This is a genomic window from Mucilaginibacter straminoryzae (assembly GCF_022953055.1).
GTDB classification, from domain to species: Bacteria; Bacteroidota; Bacteroidia; order Sphingobacteriales; family Sphingobacteriaceae; genus Mucilaginibacter; species Mucilaginibacter straminoryzae.
Map to the genome: position 1 here is coordinate 73,663 of NZ_JALJEJ010000007.1, position 21,518 is coordinate 95,180.

General features: G+C 44.2%; 16 protein-coding genes. 6 read left to right on the plus strand and 10 right to left on the minus strand.

The annotated features are described in order from the left end of the window. Positions 1 to 13: 13 nt before the first annotated feature. Positions 14 to 2,779, minus strand: coding sequence for a M14 family metallopeptidase (locus tag MUY27_RS14685; RefSeq protein WP_245131072.1), 2,766 nt, complete (start codon positions 2,777 to 2,779; stop codon positions 14 to 16). A gap of 225 nt (positions 2,780 to 3,004) precedes the next feature. On the opposite strand from MUY27_RS14685, the gene MUY27_RS14690 reads away from it, so the two are divergent. The 4 genes from MUY27_RS14690 (at position 3,005) to MUY27_RS14705 (ending at position 10,731) form a co-directional block, all read left to right on the plus strand. Then, a complete protein-coding gene (locus tag MUY27_RS14690) occupies positions 3,005 to 7,189 on the plus strand; it encodes a hybrid sensor histidine kinase/response regulator (RefSeq protein WP_245131074.1) in 4,185 nt (1,394 codons plus the stop codon). Positions 7,190 to 7,259: 70 nt separating this feature from the next. Then, positions 7,260 to 8,606 carry an APC family permease gene (locus tag MUY27_RS14695; protein WP_245131080.1) on the plus strand — a complete coding sequence of 449 codons (1,347 nt, stop codon included), beginning with the start codon at positions 7,260 to 7,262 and terminating at the stop codon, positions 8,604 to 8,606. Between the two features lie 117 nt (positions 8,607 to 8,723). Next, a complete protein-coding gene (locus MUY27_RS14700) occupies positions 8,724 to 10,013 on the plus strand; it encodes a zinc dependent phospholipase C family protein (protein ID WP_245131082.1) in 1,290 nt (429 codons plus the stop codon). A gap of 499 nt (positions 10,014 to 10,512) precedes the next feature. Then, entirely contained in the window at positions 10,513 to 10,731 is a 219-nt protein-coding gene (locus tag MUY27_RS14705) for a hypothetical protein (protein ID WP_245131084.1), read from the plus strand. Positions 10,732 to 10,768: 37 nt separating this feature from the next. Here MUY27_RS14705 and MUY27_RS14710 read toward each other — a convergent pair whose 3' ends face one another. The 9 genes from MUY27_RS14710 to MUY27_RS14750 all read right to left on the minus strand — a co-directional run bounded on the left by MUY27_RS14710 (position 10,769) and on the right by MUY27_RS14750 (position 17,293). Beyond that, on the minus strand, positions 10,769 to 10,963 hold the full coding sequence (locus MUY27_RS14710; RefSeq protein WP_245131086.1) for a hypothetical protein: 195 nt from the start codon (positions 10,961 to 10,963) through the stop codon (positions 10,769 to 10,771). 138 nt (positions 10,964 to 11,101) lie between these two features. Further along, positions 11,102 to 11,299 carry a heavy metal-binding domain-containing protein gene (locus MUY27_RS14715; RefSeq protein WP_245131088.1) on the minus strand — a complete coding sequence of 66 codons (198 nt, stop codon included), beginning with the start codon at positions 11,297 to 11,299 and terminating at the stop codon, positions 11,102 to 11,104. Between the two features lie 4 nt (positions 11,300 to 11,303). Further along, the gene (locus tag MUY27_RS14720) at positions 11,304 to 12,740 is read right to left on the minus strand and encodes a hypothetical protein (RefSeq protein ID WP_245131090.1); all 1,437 of its coding nucleotides are present in this window, start codon (positions 12,738 to 12,740) and stop codon (positions 11,304 to 11,306) included. A gap of 3 nt (positions 12,741 to 12,743) precedes the next feature. Continuing rightward, the gene (locus MUY27_RS14725) at positions 12,744 to 15,032 is read right to left on the minus strand and encodes a TonB-dependent receptor (protein ID WP_245131091.1); all 2,289 of its coding nucleotides are present in this window, start codon (positions 15,030 to 15,032) and stop codon (positions 12,744 to 12,746) included. Between the two features lie 140 nt (positions 15,033 to 15,172). Then, on the minus strand, positions 15,173 to 15,541 hold the full coding sequence (locus tag MUY27_RS14730) for a hypothetical protein (RefSeq protein ID WP_245131094.1): 369 nt from the start codon (positions 15,539 to 15,541) through the stop codon (positions 15,173 to 15,175). A gap of 76 nt (positions 15,542 to 15,617) precedes the next feature. Then, on the minus strand, positions 15,618 to 15,776 hold the full coding sequence (locus MUY27_RS14735; RefSeq protein ID WP_245131096.1) for a hypothetical protein: 159 nt from the start codon (positions 15,774 to 15,776) through the stop codon (positions 15,618 to 15,620). Between the two features lie 228 nt (positions 15,777 to 16,004). After that, on the minus strand, positions 16,005 to 16,457 hold the full coding sequence (locus tag MUY27_RS14740) for a GNAT family N-acetyltransferase (RefSeq protein ID WP_245131098.1): 453 nt from the start codon (positions 16,455 to 16,457) through the stop codon (positions 16,005 to 16,007). A 17-nt stretch (positions 16,458 to 16,474) separates the two neighbouring features. Continuing rightward, positions 16,475 to 17,041 carry an NUDIX hydrolase gene (locus tag MUY27_RS14745; protein WP_245131100.1) on the minus strand — a complete coding sequence of 189 codons (567 nt, stop codon included), beginning with the start codon at positions 17,039 to 17,041 and terminating at the stop codon, positions 16,475 to 16,477. Between the two features lie 21 nt (positions 17,042 to 17,062). After that, positions 17,063 to 17,293 carry a hypothetical protein gene (locus MUY27_RS14750; protein ID WP_245131102.1) on the minus strand — a complete coding sequence of 77 codons (231 nt, stop codon included), beginning with the start codon at positions 17,291 to 17,293 and terminating at the stop codon, positions 17,063 to 17,065. A 183-nt stretch (positions 17,294 to 17,476) separates the two neighbouring features. Here MUY27_RS14750 and MUY27_RS14755 point away from each other — a divergent pair, with 183 nt between their 5' ends. Further along, positions 17,477 to 18,331 carry a hypothetical protein gene (locus MUY27_RS14755; RefSeq protein ID WP_245131105.1) on the plus strand — a complete coding sequence of 285 codons (855 nt, stop codon included), beginning with the start codon at positions 17,477 to 17,479 and terminating at the stop codon, positions 18,329 to 18,331. A gap of 543 nt (positions 18,332 to 18,874) precedes the next feature. After that, on the plus strand, positions 18,875 to 21,511 hold the full coding sequence (locus MUY27_RS14760; RefSeq protein ID WP_245131107.1) for a PAS domain-containing sensor histidine kinase: 2,637 nt from the start codon (positions 18,875 to 18,877) through the stop codon (positions 21,509 to 21,511). The last annotated feature ends 7 nt before the right edge of the window (positions 21,512 to 21,518 follow it).

Consider the following 21,518-nt stretch of genomic DNA (forward strand, 5'->3'; position numbering starts at 1 on the left):
CTCTTGGTATTACTTATTTCTTCGGCATGGTATACAGCTCGTTGAATAACAATTTGAATGTACCATGAGATTGTGCACGGAAGGTAATTTCCGGCCCGAACACATACAGGTTACCGGCACCTACTTTTGCCTGGAAGGCAGCAACGGTATTTTTCAGGTATTTTTGTCCCCAGGCCCATCCGCTGCGCAGTGGTTTATCAGATGCGTAAGTAGCAAGCGCAGTTACCCCTTTGCCGACTGCATCATCACCTAATTTAAATACGGGGCTGTTATCAAACAACACATCTGTTTGTGGTTTTAATCCCCAGGTTGCTGGCGAGGTTTGATCTACGCTAACCTGCAATACGCTGCCCGGAATGTAGAATTTATCACCAGAGAATGGCTTGCCGTTACTTTCCAGCAAAGCATTCTGCACGGGTAGTTGTAACTGATAGGCCAGGTTAGCACTACTGCCAATGGTTACGATGTTTCCGCCGGCTTCTAAAAATGCTTTAAGCTGCGGTATGGATTTTTCCGCAGTAATGCGGCCTGTCATCTTTTTAAATTCTTCGGGAAGGTTTTCCGGTATACGGTTGAATCCGCCAAAACCACCACGACCGCTTGCAGATGGTGCCGGGATGGCGCCGTTTACAAATACAATCACATCGTACTTGTCTTTCAGGTTGCCGTTATCAATTTCCTGCGGATAAATTACGTTGTACGGGTAGTGGTATTGCTCCATCATCCAACGGATCCATCCTGACGGGATAGAACCACCATACGTATCCCAAAGCGCAATACGGGCAGGGGTAACGCGGACAGTTCCCTTTGGCGTTTTGTTTACGGTAGCCACTTTAACTCCAAAACCGGCATCCATAGAAAGGGTAGTTTTTGCCGCAGCGGAGAATGGGATATAAAAAGTACCTGGCCCGGCGGTTGCAATACCCTTAACGCCTTTAGGAACGCGGTAAACAGGAGCCCCTGCCTTTAACAGATCATTAACAACTATAAAAGCGTTATTTACTTCCGGACTGATCACGTAGCCACCCTTGGCAATAACAGGCAGAATTTGCGCGTCAGGATTTTGCAGTTGGCCTAAAGGTAACTTTTTGAAAGGACCATCGAAGCCATCTAATACACGGTCGAACTTCACACCCATTTGGTAAGCCAGTGTCCAGCCGGCGTTATCATACGGACGGATAGGAGGGCCTCCGGGATACAAAAAGTCGTTAGGGTGATCCTGCGGTTCGAACATATCCAGGATATGCGGACGGAAGGGCTGATCGCACTTGATCACATAAGAACCGGCCGGATAGCTTTTTCCATTTACTTTAAAATCGGCAGTAGCGCGGTCAATAGCGATGCCGGCACGAACCAGCGCGTTAATGAATTTAACTGCGGTCGGGAAATCTGTCTGATCAGCAGGGATGATGTAACCCCGTGCGTCGCGCAGGTTCGGGTCTTTTAATACTTTATCATAATATTTAACGGGTATAGATCCACCACGACCGCCTACAGTTACCGCACCTGCCGCGTTACCAAACTCTCCACCGGCGGTAGTGTTGGTTCCGTCTGCCTTATAAGCGTTATTGATAGAATCTACCATTTTCGGCGATAAGGTCCAGTTATCGTGGCTACCCCTGTCGATCGAGTTTTTACCCATGCGGTACATGTTAAACAATAACATATCGCGCTGGCGGGCAGCGTAGTTCAAAACCGCATAGTTCAATGATACAGAGTATTGGATAGACTGCACAAAATGCCAGGATTGCGGCGTAACCGGGAACGGCGTGTTGCTGTTCGGGATCAATCGGTTAGGTACCAGCGGTACTTCGCCGGGTGTTGGGTTGCCAATAATCTCCGTCAGCAAACCCACCATATTATGGAAATAGGTAGTGGTACGTAAACCGCCATTCCACCAGGTAGAAAATTCAGTGCCGTTGCGCTCGGTATAACCGGGTTTACCTTCCTGGTTCAAACGGCTGGACATTGCCGAGCCGACAGCATCAAGGCTGGTAACCAGTAAAGGGTCATAAACATAATTGAAGGGATCGCGGTAGGGTGGGCCCGCTACAACCGATCCAGCAGGGCCGGTTTGGTGGTGATTGTAAACAATTTGCGGAAACCATTCTAAAAACTGCTGGCGGGTGATGTTTTGCGATTCCTTCATGTTCATCATATAGAAGTCGCGGTTATTATCGTGCCCAATATATTTCTCATAAAGCCGTGGAATGCTCATATTGCGTTTCGCCGGGTCTTTCTCTTGCATATACCAGTTGGCCACCAGCTCCTGACCGTCGGGGTTGGCATGGACGAACAGGATGATCGTATTATTCAGGATATTCATGGTTTCTGCATCCGTGCGAGAAACCAGTTCATAAGCAGATTGTATTAGCTGGTGCGAGCCTACTACTTCGGTAGCATGTAAACCGCCATCTATCCATACTACCGCTTTACCTTCTGCTGCCAGAGCATGAGCCTGCTCTTCGGTAAGGCCGTCTGCAAGTGCTAATTTACGCGCAATGGTTTTGTAATGGTCCAGTTTTTTAATGTTTTCGGGCGAAGAAACAATCAGCATAAACTGATGCCGTCCTTCTTCGGTAAGGCCGATGTCTACGTATTTAGTGCGATCAGAGGCGGCTAACTTTTTAAAATAAGCTTCGGTTTGCGTGTAATTCGCCAGTTGGTAATCGTCGCCGATGTTGAAGCCGAAGAAGGCTTTTGGTGTAGGAACTGTTTGCGAATAAGCACCGATGGAAAAAAGAAAACCGAAGAAAAGAGAGGTAAATCTTTTAATCATAATAGTGGGTTAGTTAATGAAAGCAATTTAGGTAATAAGCAATTGAAGTACTGTAACTTTTTCGACGCAATAAATAAGCAGTATTGAAACTTATTTTTATTGTAATTAAATATATATTTATATCCAATAAAAAATTTCCAATCCCAAACAAATTATAAACCAGCCCGTACAAAAAGCGCTGATTGATTGTATAAGGTATATTGATATACCCCCTGATGTGAAGCTATGGATAGTTGTAAACCAATTTTTAAAGGCAGTTTATGCTTTGTGTTCTTGTTTTTTCTGTGCCGGTTTGTTGCTCTGGCGCAGCCAAACACTATCCATTTTGAACATCTCACTACACAAAATGGCCTGTCGCAGGCTAATGTGCAATGTTTCCTTCAGGATAAATATGGCTTTATGTGGATTGGCACGGCCGATGGTTTGTGCCGTTACGATGGCTATAGCTTTTTAAATTATCATACAGAAAAATCTAACGATAAGAGTTTAAGCAATGATTGTATCCAGGATATGGCCGAGGATAAAGCCGGGAACATCTGGATTGGAACAAAGGGCGGCGGCGTAAATATTTTTATGCGAAAAACCGGCAGGTTTACCAAACTGAAACATAACCCGTCTGATAAAAATTCCCTTTCACATGATAATGTTACGGCTTTAACGGTAGACAAGGCTGGCAACTTCTGGTTGGGAACGGAAAAAGGGGGGCTGGATTATTATAATCCCCGCACACAAAAGTTTACTCATTATACCCAATCAGAAAACGCCAACAGCATCAGCAGTAACACCATAAGAGCTATCTATATCGATAGTAAAGAGCAAGTGTGGGTTGGCACTATTAAAGGTCTTAACCGGTACAATGCATCTTCGCATACGTTTCAGCGTTATTTGCCGGGTTCTGGTGCAAATAGTATCTCGGCAGAGCATATCACCAATATTTACGAAGACAGACGTCACAGGTTGTGGATTTCAACGAGGCTTGGAGGCTTAAATCTTTTCGACCCGGCAACTAATAAATTCACCAGCTTCAGGCACGCTGGGCCGGGTAGTATCTCGTCTGATAATCTCCATTACGTTACAGAAGATAATGAGGGGAATTTGTGGATCGGCACGGACAATGGCGGGCTTTGCATTTATAACCCGGTTAATAGCACGTTCACTACTTTTATTCATGACGATGTAGACAATACCAGTTTGTTAGGTAATTCCATTTATGCCGTTAAGCGTGATAAAACGGGCAATATGTGGTTGGGCATGTATGGTGCCGGTATAAATTTATACAAGCGTTCTGCGCTTGCTTTTACACACTATAAACATAGCTCCTCACCAGGAAGCCTTTCTCATGATTTTGTGCTGGATATAGAAGGCGATCGAGCCGGCGATATATGGGTAGCAACGGATGGCGGTGGCGTAAATAAATTTCAGCCCGCTACCAATAGTTTTATCCATTACAAACACCAGGACGGCAAAAATAGTATCAGTGGTAATTATGTAATTGTGCTGAAGCAGGATAGCGATGGCGATATGTGGATGGGTACCTGGGGAGACGGCGTTAGCATGTTTAACCCGGCGACAGGCCGGTTCACTAATTTTAAACATGATCCTAAAAACCTGCAAAGTATCAGTTCTGATAATATCTATAGTATCAACCAAACGAAGGATGGTAAAATATGGATAGGGACGTTTGACGGCGGTCTGGATGTGTATGACAAAAAAACGCATGCATTCCGGCACTTTTATTACGATCCGAACAATCCGCATAGCATTGGGAGCACCTGCATTTACAAAGTTCTGGAAGATAATAAAGGGAGCATCTGGCTGGGGACGCTTGACGGGGGGATCAACTTAATCGACCGTAATACGGGATACGTTATCCGTTTTATGCATGACGAAAACAAGAATAGCATTAGCGATAACACTGTGTTTGATATTCTTCAGGATAGTAAGGGGATGTTATGGTTATCCACTACTTCCGGTCTCAATAAATTGGACCCCGTAACACATCATGTTGCCGTTTATACCGAGAGTGATGGGTTGCCAAGCGACGCCATATATGCTGTTCAGGAAGATCAAAAAGGTTTTATCTGGGCCAGTACCAGCCGGGGTATCAGCAGGTTTGATCCACGCAAACGCACATTCGCCAATTTTTCGCCCGAGGATGGTTTGCAGGGATACCAGTTTTTAGCCCACTCTGCTTATACGGCGCCCGATGGCAAGATGTATTTTGGGGGGCTTAATGGCTTTAATGTATTTGATCCTTCGAAGGTATCGCCAGAGCTAACTTTTGCGCCACTTGTATTAACAGATTTCGAGCTATTTAATAAGAGTGTCGGTATCAGAAGTCAGAGCGAAAAGGACTCGCCGCTGACTGCAGATCTTAATGATTTAAAAGAGCTGCAGCTTTCCTACGACCAGTCGGTTATTTCCTTCCATTTTGCTGCATTAGATTATAAGCTGCCCGAAAGTAAAAGCTACGCTTATATGCTGGAAGGCTTCGACAAAAACTGGAACGAAGTGGGCACCCGTCATACGGCATCATATACCAACCTTCCCGACGGTAATTACCGGCTACGGATAAAGTACCGCTATCACCGCGGGCCATGGTCGCCGGATGAAAAGGTGCTGAATATCGTAGTGGTGCCGCCTTTGTGGCTAACCTGGTGGTTTGAACTGCTGGAGGCGGTAGCGTTGATTATTATCATCTACCTCATTATCAAGCAACGGGTAAAGAATATTAATGCACAGCGATTACTTTTAGAAAAGCAGGTGAGAGAACGGACGGACCGGCTGGCGCAGATGTCTGTACAGGAGCGGCAATCCCGCGAAGAGGCTGAGCGTGCCAGGGAAGAGGCGGAAAGAGCTAACAAGGCAAAGAGCACCTTCCTGGCGACGATGAGCCATGAGATCCGCACACCGATGAACGGCGTGATCGGCATGGCTGCATTACTGTCATCAACCCCGCTGACAGGCGAACAGGCAGAATATGTAGATACCATTAAGAGTTGTGGCGATGCCTTGCTTTCCGTGATTAATGATATACTGGATTTTTCCAAGATAGAGTCGGGGAGGATGGAACTGGATATTCATGATTTTGATCTTCGCGACTGTATTGAAAATGTGCTGGATATTTTTGCTGAGAAGGCTGCGAAAAACAATCTCGATCTGGTTTACCAGATCGCTTATGATGTGCCTACGCAAGTTATTGGCGATAACGTCCGTTTGCGGCAGATACTGATTAACCTGGTTGGGAATGCCATGAAATTCACAAACAAAGGTGAAGTATTTGTAGATGTTAAAGTAATTGATAAGCAAGCTGATGTTCATGTGCTGAAGTTTGATGTGCGCGATACTGGTATTGGTATCCCGGCAGATAAATTGGACAGGCTGTTCAAAGCTTTTTCTCAGGTTGATTCCAGTACCACACGGAAGTACGGCGGTACAGGTTTGGGTCTGGCTATTTGCGATAAACTGGTGAAGCTGATGGGCGGCGAGATTAGTGTTAAGAGTGAATTTGGCAGCGGCGCAACCTTTTCATTTACCATAAAAGTGAAAGCGGGTGTTGCCACGCAGCTGACCTATGTATATCAAACCACCGCAGATATTGCCGATAAGCACGTGCTGGTAGTAGATGATAATGCCACTAACCGTAATATCCTGGAAACGCAGCTGAAGCAATGGAAGCTGATACCGATAATGGCCGGATCTGCGGCAGAGGGGCTGCATCTGTTAAATGAATTCCCCAACATAGATCTGCTGATAACGGATATGAGTATGCCAGAAATGGACGGTGCTGAATTTGCGCGGAAAGTAAGGCAGCAACGACCAGCGTTGCCTATTATGCTGCTAAGTTCAGTCGGTAATGAGCAAAGTAAGAACTATGCAGAACTGTTCAATGCGATATTAACCAAGCCAACCAAGCACCATGTGCTGGAAAAACAGGTGATAGATCTGTTAAAGAATCATGGCGGCACCATTAGGCAGCAACGAACCACGTCCGCACAGCTAAACCATAACATGGCGGAGACTTATCCGCTAAGTATCCTGATCGCAGAAGATAACGAAGTGAACCAAAAGCTGACGGTGCATGTGTTGAGCAAAATGGGTTACCATCCCGATGTAGTAACCAACGGGCATGAGGTGATCAATGCACTGGCAAATAGAAAGTATCAGCTAGTGTTTATGGACGTGCAAATGCCGGAAATGGATGGCCTTGAAGCTACCCGTTTTATTCGCGGGAATTTGAAAGATCAACCGGTGATCATCGCCATGACGGCTAATGCATTGGCCGAGGACCGCGAAATCTGCCTGAATGCAGGCATGGATGATTACCTGAGCAAACCCATGAAGTTAGATGAGATTATCGCCGCGCTGGAAAAATGGGGTAAGAAACTTTCGGAACATTTGCCTGCCTGAACAAGTTACCCGGCATTAACAATTGCCATTAGGTTATTTGTCAATTTGTTTATTAATTAGCTGTTGACAGATGGCCAATAACTCAACCGAAAAAACCGAGCTAGAACGCGGACTTTCCCTTACCCAGGCAACCGCTATTAACATGATTGATATGGTGGGCATCGGCCCGTTTGTAACCATGTCTTTAATAGTTGGCGCCATGAAGGGGCCGCAGTGCATTATTGCCTGGTTGCTGGGTGCGTTGCTTGCTTTTATGGATGGCTCTATATGGTCTGAAATGGGGGCAAAGTGGCCGATGGCGGGCGGTAGCTACGTATTCTTACAAAAGCTGTATGGTAAATGGGGGCGTATGTTTGCTTTCCTGTTCATCTGGCAAACCACCATCCAGGCGCCGCTGGTGATTGCCAGCGGGGCGATAGGCTTCGCCCAATATCTTACTTACCTGGTAAAACTGACCGGATGGGAGCAGAAGATCGTAAGCGGGGCGCTGGTGTTGGTATTGGTAATGCTGCTTTACCGGAACATCCGTACCGTCGGCAAAATTTCGGTGGTGCTTTGGATTATCACCGGTGGAACCATTATCTGGCTTATTTTATCCGGTTTTAAAGATTTTAAACCAGCGCAGGTTTTTCATTTTTCCGATGATGCGTTCGACTTTACGCCGCTGTTTTTTGTTGGGCTCGGGCAGGCATCTTTAAAAACAATCTATTCTTTCCTGGGCTATTACAATGTATGCCACCTCGGTGCAGAAATTAAACAGCCGGAACGTAATATCCCGCGTAGTATTTTTATTTCGATAACAGGTATAGCGGTGCTGTACCTGGGGATGCAGATTATGGTTTTAGGCGTGTTACCCTGGCGAAAAGTAGCCGGGTCTGATTTTGTAGTAAGTATTTATTTCGAGCACTTGTATAACCCTACCGTGGCAAAAATAGCCACGGGTTTGGTGCTCATCATCGCACTGTCTTCGTTATTCTCGGTAACACTTGGTTATTCGCGCGTGCCCTACGCTGCGGCGATAGATGGTAACTTCTTCCCGGTTTTTGGTAAGGTACACGCTACTAAAAAATTCCCGCACGTTTCTTTGCTCATACTTTGTGCTTTTGCCTTTGTGTTCAGCTTATTGTTTAAGATGAAAGAAGTGATTACCGCTATTGTGACCATGCGGATCTTAATTCAGTTCCTAGGGCAGTCGGTAGGGGTAATTTTGTGGCATTTAAACAAACCTACAGACGTACGCCCTTACAAAATGTGGTTATTCCCGGTGCCTGCGATCATCGCCATTCTGGTGTGGTTATACATCCTTTTCACCAGCCCCGTGTTTTACATCGGTATTGCGTTTGGAATTATTTTAAGCGGGCTGCTGCTTTATTTCTTATTGGTACGTAAGGCCCGATGGAACAAAAGCGGCGTATAGATTTTGCGCTTGCAAAACAAAAGCAGGTCTTAAACGCAGGAAGAGTTATCTTTTTGAAAACATTTTGAAGGCGAACACGCTTTACATTTATCTATCCGTTAATACGGTAATTTGAAGATGTTTAAGTATTTGAGCCGCCTATTTCCGCTGATTTGTTTTTTACTGATCTGCCAACAAAAAGCTAATGCCTACGCGGTACTTGCCCACGAAGCAATTATCGATGCCTGCTGGGCTACTAAATTAAAGCCCATGCTGCTGAAGCGTTTTCCAAATACGCCAGATTCGTCTTTACGTGTGGCGCATTCTTATGCTTATGGCGGTAGCCTGGTGGCCGATATGGGCTATATGCCTATGGGCAGCATGGAGTTTAGTGATTTGCTGCACTACGTTCGCAGCGGCGATTTTGTTGTTGCCCTTTTAAAGGAGGCACAGAACATTAACGAGTATGCTTTTGCTCTGGGCGCTTTATCTCATTACGTGGCAGATGAGTACGGCCACTCCAGGGCCACAAACCTGACCGTACCAATCATTTACGAAAAGCTTCAAAAAAAATACGGCAACTTTGTTACTTATGCAGATGACCACGTTTCCCATAGCCGTGTAGAGTTTTCTTTTGATGTTTTACAGGTAGCACGGGGAAATTATAATCCGGATGCTTATCATGATTTTATTGGCTTTAATGTATCTAAGCCAGTACTCGAGCGGGCTTTTCTTCGTACATACGGGCAGCATATCGATGATCTGTTCGGCAATTTTGAAAGCTCTGTTGCTACCATGCGCTGGGGTGTGAACAAGCTTTTTCCTACACTGATCAAACGTACCTGGAAATCTGAAAAGGATACGATTATGAAGCGGCAGCCTGGCATTACAGCCAGGAAATTCAAGTACAAAATGAATAAACACCAATACCACCGCGAGTTTGGCAAGGAGCATGAACGGCCAGGTTTTTGGGCAAGTGTTACTACGTTCTTAATTCATGTACTGCCGAAAGTTGGCCCGCTTAAAACGTTGAAATATGTAGATCCGGGGCAGAAGGGCGAAGCGCTTTTTGTTAAATCCTTCGATACTATCCTGGTTAACTATAGCACCTATTTGCAACAATGCGAACAGCCGGGTTTCAAACTGAAGGATATTGATTTCGATACCGGCCGTAAAACTTCTCCCGGTGAATATCCGCTTGCGGACCAGGCCTATGCTGCTCTGATTCTTAAATTAAAAGATCTGGATTTTAAATACATCACCCCCGAACTGAAACAACACCTGTTGGATTATTGCAAAGATCCGGCCCGGATTTGCGGCCATAAACGATACCCTGTAGATAGCAATAAGTTTAACGAAGCGCTTGCGTTACTAAAACAGTCTAAGCCGGCAGAACAACAATTGATCGGCAATCTGACAGAAAAATAATCATCCCGTTTTCACTTAAACAGTAAGTGCTGAATAAATCATTATTTCTTATTGATTTAAAATTGTCTTATTTTTTCTTTTCGCTTTAAGTTGCTGCAACCAAATCTGATAATTCCGGTATAAAGACCAAGAACATACCGTGTTTTCACGGTGCTGTCGCCCCAAACTTTGCTGTTACTTTGAGTTAAGTATTTAATACTTCAACGCAAAAAAAATGCTTTGAATTATTGGAATACTTACAGGAAGAATTTTATAACAATAGAATAATAAAGGCGGCTACGGCTTAGAAGAATATTACAGCCAGTTTCGGTTATATCCGGGTTTTAAGCTACACTACAGTTTGTTTAAATTTAGTTTAGTTAATTTTATCACAAAGAACCAGCTCTTTTACTATTACAAATATTATCGCTAAAACGCCTCAAACCTTGAGCCGGAATAACCGAAACTGGCATTTTTTAAACCGAAGCAACCGAAAGATAAATTGCAGATGCAATACTTTATGACGGGTTGGATTACAGTACACATACAAAAGGACGGTGTTAGCGCACCAACATTAGTTAATCTTCGCAACGTTACCCATATAAAAAATATTGGTGGAACAGGCAACGGTGGAAAAACGCATATCTTCTTCAATACCGCTACTGCTGATAACCAGCGGGTGATCAATTGCGCCGAAGATCTGGAAACGGTAATGCGGCTGATACGGGAAGCCTGCTAATCACGGGATTAACTTAAACAGCACCCCCGGCTGTTACTTAATTGTCTAAAGTCATCAGCGTTGCAAAGATCATGCTCACACCTATCAGTATAAAAATAATGGAAAGGGTGTAAAGCTTTATGTTTTTGGTTCCGGATTTTCTCGACTGTTTCAGGATGTATTTGAACAGCCATATTCCAAAAATTAAAGTAAAAGAACCTAACAGCAATTCGGCAAAAAAATCTAATGTCATATCGGCTATAAAAATCAGGTAAAAAATGTATCGTCTTTTACTTTTAATAATATTAAAAGCGCAATAAAGGTGATATTAAAATTGCATTCTATCAAAAAAATAACTGATAGAATGCAATTATATTGTTTTGAGAAATATTTAATTCTTCTCTACTAAATCCATACCACATTTGGGGCAAGTGCCCGGTTTGTCTTCGCATACAGACGCATGCATGGTGCAGGTGTATTTACATAGCTTTTGCTGATGTTTATCCTGCGAAGAAGATTGTTGCGTGGTATGTTTACTCTCACACGCTGAAAGCGCCATAACCAGGCAAATAATAATTATTCTTTTCATCTTTTTACTTTTTAATATATGCGGCGAAACCGAACAAGGCCACAACCAATATGCCCAACGCAGATAGTATGCTTACAATGTCGCGGATATCTTTACCTGCCCAGGCCATCCCGAAGAATTTGTGCAGAAAGATAAAAGATAAACCTTCCGCCCGATCCAGGCTTCCCACTTTGGTACTCAATTGGCCGGTAGCCGTCTCGATGTACCAATTCTCGCGCCCAAAGCTAACCCGTTGAACCGGCAGGCGCTTATTGATGAAACCATATTCGTTGTTAAAATTCTTAATCAATTTTACCGAATCGGGCTTTAGCTTCGTTCCGCTGTACCACTGGGTCAGGAATGTTGCGAAATGCTCGTCGCCGTTTGCGAGCAACTCTCCGGTTTGAGCATTGATATAAGCTGTTTTTTTGTGCGAATCCAATACCTGGTAATAGATCTGGTTATCAAGCTTAACAAGGCCGATACGGTTAATAGTGCTGTCCGGAATTGGTAAGTGCAGGTTTGAAACCTTTAGTTCATTTGTATTAATGGATTGCTTAAAAGGTCTTGGCTGCGGTTTGCCTCCACTCATCTTTACTGCGATGTGAAAGGCAGCACTCATTAGGAAACAAAACATTACCAATGAGATAGCCAGTCCAAGTTTGCGGTGAATGCGTTGAAAATACCGACTGTCGGGTTTGTTCGAATGGCTCCGTCGTTGTGCGATGTCTTTAAAGCGTTTCCACAAGAAACCATAAACAACCAATCCCGTCACCATGGCTGTTAGCATCACCACAACCGTTACTAGTAACACCATTAGCCTGAAGTTTTCGCCTGCTATATCTCTTAAGAATTGCCAGGTGTGGAACTCTTCAAATAAACCGAGTAACACTTTACGGGTGTTGTTATTAAAGGTAGCCAGCCTGTTTTGCGCAGTTTCTACATAAACCACCATGCCGTCGTTTCTGTCAAAAGCTACCCGCCATACGGGTAGCAAATGATTAATAGGTTGGTACTGGCTGTCAAATTGCGTCTGCAGGGTGATTCTTTTTACAGGCGCGGTTTGGTCTTGCAGGAAATACCTTGCTAAAAAGACCCCGTAAGCCCTATCGCCGTCTTTTAAAACTGCGCCATTATCAGCATTAAGATACCTGTAGCTGCTATCTGGCATTAATACCTGGTACCAGGTGGTTTTATTGAAACTAACCAGGCGGAAATTAATGAACCGGTCAATCTTGCTTTTTTGTAGTACCGTTGTAAGATCGAGCTTTGGCTGCAATTGCTGCATGTTTAAAGGCTTGAAGCTTTCTTTCGCAATACTTGGCCTGAACCAGTTAGACATAAACGGGTGCGAAAGGCCGCTTAACGTCCAGCTGATGATTGGAATCAGCGCAAGCAGGCCGGCAAACCGGTGCAGGTTGTAGAACCTTTTACGCCAGGTGTGTGGTGTTGATGACGACATAGTTTAATATTTCGAAAAATTATAACTTAATCCGATGGTATATATCCGGGGAGGGGCTGCATTGTAGGTGTCACCGTATTGATTACTGGTAACAGTAGTTGCATACAATTTATTGGTCAGGTTTAAAACGTTCAACCATACCGATACACCCTTCAGCGCAAGTGTTTTAAACTGGTAACCTGTCCTGAGATTAAAAATATCATAACCGTTGTACGTTTTAGTATTGCCCGGGTCTGTATAATACTTATCTATATGTTGCCATTCCGGTGCTATGCGAAAGCCCGGTATAAAAGAAGGCTTCCAGGTAATTTCGCTATTAGCGATCCAGGCAGGGGCATTGCTCATGCGGTTGCCATTATACACAATAGTGTAACTTCCTGTTTTCCCGGTCCGTACTTCGCTGTAATCCACATAAGTATGTCGCGCATTAGTGCCGCTGAAGCGGAAGCTAAGCTGTTGCACCGGGGCGAGCAGTAAAGTGTATTCTACACCCAAATGGCGTGTAGCACCGGCGTTTAGGTTTTGTGTGGTGTTATCGGGTAGCAATTGGCTGATAATCTCGTTCTTTCCTTCCAGATCAAACAAGCTTGCTTCCATATAAAATTTATGTTGCCAGCCGGTTAACCATCCGCCCAATTCGTAATTGTTAAAAGTAGCTTCTTTAAGCGGGGCAAGTTGCCGCGAGCTGTACAGGCTGCTGGTTTCAGGTGGCTGAAAACCTACACTGTAATTGCCGTAAAAGCCGGTATTTGCGTTGATGTTGTAGGTAAAACCTATTTTGGGTGCTAATACATCAAAATTATTGGTCTCTTGCTGTTTGTATTTGGTATTAGAAGGAGGGAGCCCGTTAATGAAATCGTAATGCACGCGGTCATAGCGCAGGCCGGCGACAATGCGTAATGGTTCCCATGGCTTAATCTCGTATTGTGTATAAGCGGCAGTATTAAATAGTTTTATACGGTAATCGTCCAGGTACTGGCCGGTGTTGCTATAGCCGGTATAAAAATTATTAGCCACATCTTTTTGAATACTTAATGCCTGCGCATAAAAAGAGCTGGGGCTGTCGTCGATGTAAACGCCCGCGATCAGCCTCGAATGCAGAAAGTCGAAATCTGTACGATGTTGTGCCAGAACACCGAAGCTGTGAAAGCGTTGATCATTTACCTGTCCGTTAGAACTGAGGTATTGTCCAGCGCTGTTACGTACATCGGCAATGAAGTAACTGGGAAGTTGTGCGGTGGAATTATGCCGGTAAAATGCGGTAATAAAAGTACTGCTGGCCTGGCTCCAGGTGTGATCTAACCGCACACTGCTGCGAAGTGCGTCAACCTTACGATAAGTAAAGCGTTGGTTGCTGCCATAGCTGCGGCTGATAAAGTGGTTATAATCTAAAGATCCGGGCGTTTGGGTATTCAGGTAATTATAACTTGCAGAAGCCGTCAGCCTGGTATTATTGGTGAAATCATAAGTGGATTTTAAGTTGCCGGAATACTTGTTGTAGTTAGAATAATCCTGCCAGGCATTGTTTTGGTCGGTAAGGTAACCCCCGGCATAAAATCCGAATTTACCAGCGGTAAAGCCGCCAGAAGCATCTACCCGGCGATAATGGTAATTATCGCCCTGGACAGCAAAATTACCTGCATAACCGGTGGGCGGCCCCTGGCTGATGAAATTTATTGCGCCGCCAATTGCATTACTTCCATACAAAGAAGACGCCGGGCCTTTAATCACTTCGATATCCTTTACACCGCTCATATTGATCTCATAGAGCGAGTTATGGTTAAAGATGCCGGTAGGTCGAATGGGAAGGCCATCTTCCATATACAGGTAAAGCGCGTTATAAGTGATCGGCTGCCGGATAGCCATGGTATGTTGTTCGTTACCAAGATCCACCATGTAAACGCCTGAAACCTTATTTAATAATTGGTAAAGGGCAGTTGCTTTAGTGTCCTGGATTTGGGTTTGGCTGATCTTGGTAATGGCTACCGGTGCGTCGTGCCGAAGTTGCTTTTCACGGCTTGCACTCACTACCACGGGTTGCAGATCTAATGAAGAGGGTTGCAACGCTGCGTGTATGCCAGTGGCGGATTTTACCTCGATAGCCTGGCTTGTATAACCGACCATGGAAAAATGCAGGATCTTGGCAGATTGGATATGGAATTTGCCATGTTGATCTGTGATGGCGCCTTGTGAACTTGTTTCAGTGCTGACTGACACGCCGGGAAGTGGTTCGTGGGTTAAGGCATCAGTAACTATACCGGTTACAGTTTGTGCAAAAAGAATGCACGGCATTAATAGATAAATTATTGCGAATAAAAAACGTTTCATAAAAGAGGTTTAGGCCTGATCCGTAAAGGAACAAGCAAATGAGTGCCACAAAGCATAATAAGCTATGTAGGGCAAATGATTAAATAAAATAAAGGATGGAAACGTTAGGCCTGTGGAGGCTGGAAGATGGTAAGGTGGGCGTCCGGCAGGTGAATAGGCCTTTCCGGAACAAATAGCGTGCGGGTTGGCTGTACTACAAAAGTCAGTTCGGCGGTAGCTGCAAAATAAGGTGTTTGCAGATTGTTCTTCAGATTTTCGCGTTCAGCGGCTTTTTCTTTTTCAGCAGCCTGCTTCAGCTTTTTCATCAGGTAACACTTGCCATTACAATGCAGCCAGGGTCTGTTTTTGTTGATACAAAATTTAGCTGCAATGTATTTCTGATTGTAGTTGAAACCCGCAACGGTAATGTACTGCGAAAACTGGGTACATAGTAAACCCAGTAAAAGCAAATATCCGATAATGCGGTTTTTCATTTGCCGCAAAAATAAGAAAAAGCCCGATATACTAACTGGAAATTTGTATGCCAGTTGATATACCGGGCTGAAATTTTTATCTGCTGTCTTTAGTTAAATCAGCAGTCATCGCTTTCGCCGGAAGGTTCCTGGCAACTAACCTGGCCTCGTGCGGCTTGTGGCGATAAGCTTCTATCCCAATGGCGGTCACCGCTGCCGCAAGATAGAGAAATACGATAGTTCTCTTGAATAGCATCTCAATAGTTTTAAATTTAGTTTAAGGGAACTGCAATTTAATAAATACGATATGCTTTTGCAAGTGATTTTACCTGCTATTGTAAATAAAAATAAGTAAACGTTAACTGTGTGTTATTCTTTGTAAGGTGTCCTGTGTGAGACGATAATGAATTTGCGTTTTACGCTAAGTGGAAGGAATTTACCCTGACGGTTTTGAGGGTTATGCCTCGCTTCGAGATGGTTAAATCTAGCTGTGTGAAGCTAAACGTTTCCAATCTTCAAAGCTCATTTCAAATTTAAGCTCTTTTGCGTTATGCGGACCTTTATCTGCCCATCCCTGTCTGCGGTAAAATTGCTCTGCGCGGGTATTAAAAGCAGTGCTTAGCCAAATGGTTTCGGTAGTTTGTGCAAAATACCAGTTTAGCATCAGGCGATGCAGTTCTTTGCCGATACCCTGGCCTTCGAAATTCGGGTGAACAAACAACGCCCAGATATTACGTCCCGTTAGGTCTGCGATGCCGAAGCCTACCACCTCGCTATCTTCAATATACACCCAGCCTTTACCGCGATTGGTCAAATATTCTTCGCAATCGGCAGGCGTAACCAGGTTGGGGTCAGACAAGGTATTTTCCCTGACAGCCAACCTTACCCGCATCAGTTGAGGGATATCTTTTAATTGCGCTTCGCGGTACCACAGCATTTGGTGAAGATAAGATTTTATGGCTTAAATACCTCGGGGTATTTTAAAGCGGCCATCAGAATGAAGTTCACAGAGTCGGTCACGTATATTTTTCCATCCTTCACCAGATCCAAAACTTCCACGGCCGGCATGGTTATTACCTCAATATTTTCGGTAATGTCTAATTGCTGTACAGCGTTAAATTCAGCATTAAATAAGATATAACCGTAGGTGAGCTGCCTGGTCTTGGTGGGGTTGTTGGTAATTCGTCCAAGCGGAATCAGCTGTTCTTGTTCTGCTCTGATCCCCGTTTCTTCCTCTAATTCATTCACGGCAGACTGTAGCAGTGTTTTACCTTTTTGCTGCATGCCGCCGGGTAGTTCGAGTAATATTTCTCCCAGGGCATGTTTATATTGCCTTACCAGCACAATATGGTTCTCTGGAGTAACGGCTAACACCTGCACTACATCGCCGAGCGGAGAGAAGTAATAGTCGTCGGTATGCCCGCCTGGTAATTCCACCCGGTGCCGGATGATGGGGAACCAACTACTTGGTGATACATCCTGTTCTTCCAGTACTTTCCATTTTTGTATACGGTCACTCATCCCGCTAAAATACGATTAATATCATTTTCGCAATGCGGTTTCCGGTGCAACTACACATAATGCGGATTGCTTTTTGGTTGCACGTAACTCTTTTTTGGGTACGTTATTGAATGCCGCTGCCCGTGACGAGTTGTTGTTGCATTTGCCCAGCAAGGTGTAAATAATAATGAAGATAACGATAGTGGAAAGGCATCCGCCACCTAATTTCCTGGCTCCCCAGAATGCGATTAAGGCTCTGAAAAATTTATTCATATCCGTTTGGTTTATTGCCTAACATCTAAATTAAAGTATTGGTTTGCTGTAAGCCAGATGAACTACGTTATGACAGCGCCATCCAGATAGTCATATAGTTGGTTATGAAGGTGATCCTGTTTTTGAAAATTCAGCCTAAATATTATTTTTACACCTAATAAAACGACTTTAATTTTACCAACCATGACCATCACTTTTTCATTGACTAATTACCGCCGCGCTGGCCTTGCTATAGCCTGCATTTTAATTTCTGCAACAGCATTTGCACAGGTAGATACTGTTTACAGCAATAATCAAAAGATTGCTTGTGTAGTAAAAGAGATTACACCGGATGCCGTGAAGTATACCTACCCCGGCGAGGACGTTGTAAATTCCGTTTACAAAAACGCCGTACAGAAAATTGTTTTTAAAAGCGGTCGTGTGCAAACTTTTGCAGAAGCCACTTCATACAAAAAAGTAATTAATCCTTCTGATTTTGAGAATGTAACCATCACCGCCGTAGAGGGCGAGGTGCGCGGATTGTACAAATTGGGCGATGTGGGAGCGAAAGCAAAAGGGACAACGGTATTATCTAACCAGGAGCGTGTTAAAGACCGTGCTTACCGCAAAATGAAAATACAGGCGGCAATGCTGGGTGCAAATATCGTTTACCTTACCGCCCAGCGTACCGAAGGCAATAAATGGGGAACCGAGTATACCGCGGGTTCTACGACTGAGACCAACCTTACCGGCGTAGCCTACTCGAACCAGTTGCCTGATTTAGAGCAATTTAAAAAGCTGATAGGTTCACGTACACAATTTCCCATTGGTTATCGATATAAGCTGGGAGCCAGCGACAGTGATCTGGGTATTGATGAGCTGAACAAGAACTTCAACATCGTATCTGTAAACGCAGATAATGGTATTGTGAAAGTTACCGGTTTTGTGGATGGTGAGAATAACGACACTGTTTACCAATTGGCCGGTTTCAGCGATAAGGGATTCAACGTGGCCTACAAAAAAGGGGCGACTGCTTATAATATCGAAGTACGCTTGTAATTAGAATTCTAATTACAAAGTGAAGGGCCATTCTGTTAGGGATGGCCCTTCGTATTTTAAGAATTTTCGCTAATGCACAACGCTGCGTTCAATGTGATTTGTAACTTTTTTAAATCAAGTCAGCAGCTTTAGAAAACACCCGTATATTGCCATCCCTTAACAGTGGGGTTGAGCAAATAATCAGCAGCAAAAAGAGAGTGAGGGATCTAAACTTATCATGAGTACTTGGAAATTAAACGCCATCCTTTTTGAAGAAATTTCTTGGCGACGGGCTTTAGCCATAATAAAAAGTAATGGAGCAAGTATGTTTTTAGTCGAGGCCAAACAATCATTTCAAACTATTGTTTGCTTTATAAGTGCATACCTTTTAATTATCACAGAGCCCGGCCGCATTTGCCCGCCTTAAATTTACTTTAACCAATATTATACAGGGGATTGGGGTTTTTCTCAAATTTTTTTTGAATCTGTTTGCGTGTTTAAGTAGCGGATTCTTCGTATCACTACCTACTCTTTTTAGATTTTACCGCTAATAAAAATTATTTGATGAAAAAATTCCAATTAAACGCGGATTTTCCGGCGGAACTTACCCAAACACGCTTTTTCGAAGCTGTTTTAGCGGCCATGCCGGATTACGTATATGCCTTTAACCGCGACCACCGGTTTGCGTACGTCAACCAGGTGATGCAGGGTCTTTTCGGCGAGAATATCCGGCTGATTGGAAAAAACTTTGAAGATCTTGACTATCCAGTTGAGCTTGCCCAAAAATTGCATGGCTACATTGAACAGGTTTTTATAACAGGCGAAACCGCAGAAGATGAGGTTTTTTATACCAGTCCCACAGGCGTAAGCGCTTATTTCAATTTTTCATGGGGGCCGGTTTTTAATGATAGCGGCGAAGTTGAACTGGTGGTTGGAATTTCAAGAGATATGACGGAAAGAAGGGAGTTGGAAGAGCGCATCCGTGAAAGCGAAGCCCGGTGGCGCGGATTGATTGAAACGCTGGCGCAGTCTACCTGGGAAACGGACCCGGATGGCTATGTAGTAAAAGATAGCCCCAGTTGGCGTGCCTATACGGGTCAAACATTAAGCGAATGGTTGGGCGAGGGTTGGGTGAACGCCATACATCCTTCTCAGCGTACGCCGGCTTTGCAGCAATGGAAAGAGGTGCTAAAAATGGGTAAAGACCTGGATGCGGAGTTAAGTTTGTACCATGCTGCTACACAAACTTACCGTTGGACGAATGTAAGAGCAACTCGTGTGTTTGATGAGAAAGGCAACGTAGTCAAATGGGTAGGCATGAATATCGATATTGAAGACCGTAAGCGTACGGAAGAGGCTCGTCTGGAAAGTGAAGATCGCTTTCGGTCTTTTGTGGATACTACAACGGATGTGGTTTATCGTATGAGCCCAGATTGGCGGGAAATGTATCTTTTAAATGGTCGGGGCTTTCTAAAAGACGTTACTCACCCGGATAATACCTGGATAGATGTTTACATTCCGCTGGATGAGCAAGCTGTGGTTAAGAATACAATAAATAACGCCATCAAGTACAAACACATGTTTGAATTGGAACATCGTGTTAAACGCTCAGATGGTTACGTCGGCTGGTTGCAATCACGTGCCGTTCCGTTGTTAGATAAAAATGGTGCTATTAAAGAATGGCTTGGGGCATCAACCGATATTACACACCGGAGGAATGTGCAGGAAGCGCTGCAGAACTTTAATGTGCAATTGGAGCAAGAGGTAGCTACGCGTACCATTGAGTTACAGGAAAACAAAGATCTTTTACAGGTAACGCTGAACAGCTCATCAGACATGATCCAGGTGTTTAGGGCTGTTCGTGATAAAGATGGAAAAATCATTGATTTTGTATGGGTATTGAATAACCAGGCTGCCGAAGAGATTTATGGCGATGTGATAGGGCAGAGTCTGCTACAAAATAATCCGGGCGTAGTTGAACAAGGCATCTTCGACAATTTTGTTAAAGTAACGGAAACGGGTGCTTCGCTACAGTATGAAAAGCATTATGTTCATGAGCAATTCAATGGTTGGTTTTATCAGTCTGTTATTAAGTTAAATGACGGCGTAGCTACCTGTACAAGAGATATCACCGAGCGCAAAGAGGTGGAACTTGCTTTGCAGAAAAGTCATGATCAACTGCAGTCGATCTTCAATACCACGCTGCTGCAGATGTCTATCTTGCAAGCCATCAGAAATGAAGATGGTGAAATAGATGATTTTTTAATCACCCTGGTTAATAAAGAACTGGAAAAGGAAACCGGCAGAAATGACCTGGTAGGAAAAAGGTACCTGCACGAGTATCCAGGTGTTAAAGAAGCTGGCCTTTTTGGCCTGATTGTAAAAACCGTTGAAACGGGTGAGCCACAATCCACGGAGTATTATTATCCGTATGAAGGTTTTAATAAGTGGTTTTCCTGCATGTTTGTAAAGCTGAATGATGGCGTGGTGGCCACCAACCTTGATATCTCTGCCGGTAAGCTGGCCGAAGAAAAAGTAAGGCAACTGGAATCAGAACAGCAATTGGAAATATTCAGGGCTACGTTAACTACGCAGGAAGAGGAGCGCGGGCGTATTTCTGAAAGTTTGCACAACGGACTGGGGCAGTTGCTTTACGGGATCAAACTAAGCCTGGATAATGTTGCCGAAGAGGAAGCCACAACTGACCCTGAAAAATTCAGAGGCGATTTAAAGTACACGCAAAGCCTGTTATCTGATGCAATTAGCGAAACCAGGCGCATCTCGCATGAATTGATGCCCGCTATTTTAGAAGAGTTTGGTTTAAAAGCTGCGCTGAAGGATGTTTGCGATCAACTGCAAAAAGCAGTAAAGATTTCCCTTTCGTTAAAAGGTTTCAATAACCGGCTGGATAAATACCTCGAGCTGGCGATATTCCGCACCGTGCAGGAATTGCTGATCAACGTGGTGAAACATGCGGAAGCGGCAGAAGCAAGGGCAGAATTAACTGCTGCTAACAAGGGGATTAATATCCGGGTGAGCGACAACGGTAAGGGGATACAGGCAGATAAAAAAGGCCGCCCGGGTATAGGGTTAGCTTCTATCCGGAATAAAGTTAAACTACTGAATGGTAATGTGAAGGTGCTTTCCGGGCCTGCTAAAGGCACCACGATAGAGGTGGAGATTCCCTGGGCAAATGGATGAGAAAGCA

Excerpts from the sequence above, each read along its gene's own strand:
- MUY27_RS14685 (WP_245131072.1), bottom strand. The coding sequence starts at position 2,779 with ATGATTAAAAGATTTACCTCTCTTTTCTTCGGTTTTCTTTTTTCCATC.
- MUY27_RS14690 (WP_245131074.1), top strand. The coding sequence starts at position 3,005 with ATGGATAGTTGTAAACCAATTTTTAAAGGCAGTTTATGCTTTGTGTTC.
- MUY27_RS14695 (WP_245131080.1), top strand. The coding sequence starts at position 7,260 with ATGGCCAATAACTCAACCGAAAAAACCGAGCTAGAACGCGGACTTTCC.
- MUY27_RS14700 (WP_245131082.1), top strand. The coding sequence starts at position 8,724 with ATGTTTAAGTATTTGAGCCGCCTATTTCCGCTGATTTGTTTTTTACTG.
- MUY27_RS14705 (WP_245131084.1), top strand. The coding sequence starts at position 10,513 with ATGACGGGTTGGATTACAGTACACATACAAAAGGACGGTGTTAGCGCA.
- MUY27_RS14710 (WP_245131086.1), bottom strand. The coding sequence starts at position 10,963 with ATGACATTAGATTTTTTTGCCGAATTGCTGTTAGGTTCTTTTACTTTA.
- MUY27_RS14715 (WP_245131088.1), bottom strand. The coding sequence starts at position 11,299 with ATGAAAAGAATAATTATTATTTGCCTGGTTATGGCGCTTTCAGCGTGT.
- MUY27_RS14720 (WP_245131090.1), bottom strand. The coding sequence starts at position 12,740 with ATGTCGTCATCAACACCACACACCTGGCGTAAAAGGTTCTACAACCTG.
- MUY27_RS14725 (WP_245131091.1), bottom strand. The coding sequence starts at position 15,032 with ATGCCGTGCATTCTTTTTGCACAAACTGTAACCGGTATAGTTACTGAT.
- MUY27_RS14730 (WP_245131094.1), bottom strand. The coding sequence starts at position 15,541 with ATGAAAAACCGCATTATCGGATATTTGCTTTTACTGGGTTTACTATGT.
- MUY27_RS14735 (WP_245131096.1), bottom strand. The coding sequence starts at position 15,776 with ATGCTATTCAAGAGAACTATCGTATTTCTCTATCTTGCGGCAGCGGTG.
- MUY27_RS14740 (WP_245131098.1), bottom strand. The coding sequence starts at position 16,457 with ATGCTGTGGTACCGCGAAGCGCAATTAAAAGATATCCCTCAACTGATG.
- MUY27_RS14745 (WP_245131100.1), bottom strand. The coding sequence starts at position 17,041 with ATGAGTGACCGTATACAAAAATGGAAAGTACTGGAAGAACAGGATGTA.
- MUY27_RS14750 (WP_245131102.1), bottom strand. The coding sequence starts at position 17,293 with ATGAATAAATTTTTCAGAGCCTTAATCGCATTCTGGGGAGCCAGGAAA.
- MUY27_RS14755 (WP_245131105.1), top strand. The coding sequence starts at position 17,477 with ATGACCATCACTTTTTCATTGACTAATTACCGCCGCGCTGGCCTTGCT.
- MUY27_RS14760 (WP_245131107.1), top strand. The coding sequence starts at position 18,875 with ATGAAAAAATTCCAATTAAACGCGGATTTTCCGGCGGAACTTACCCAA.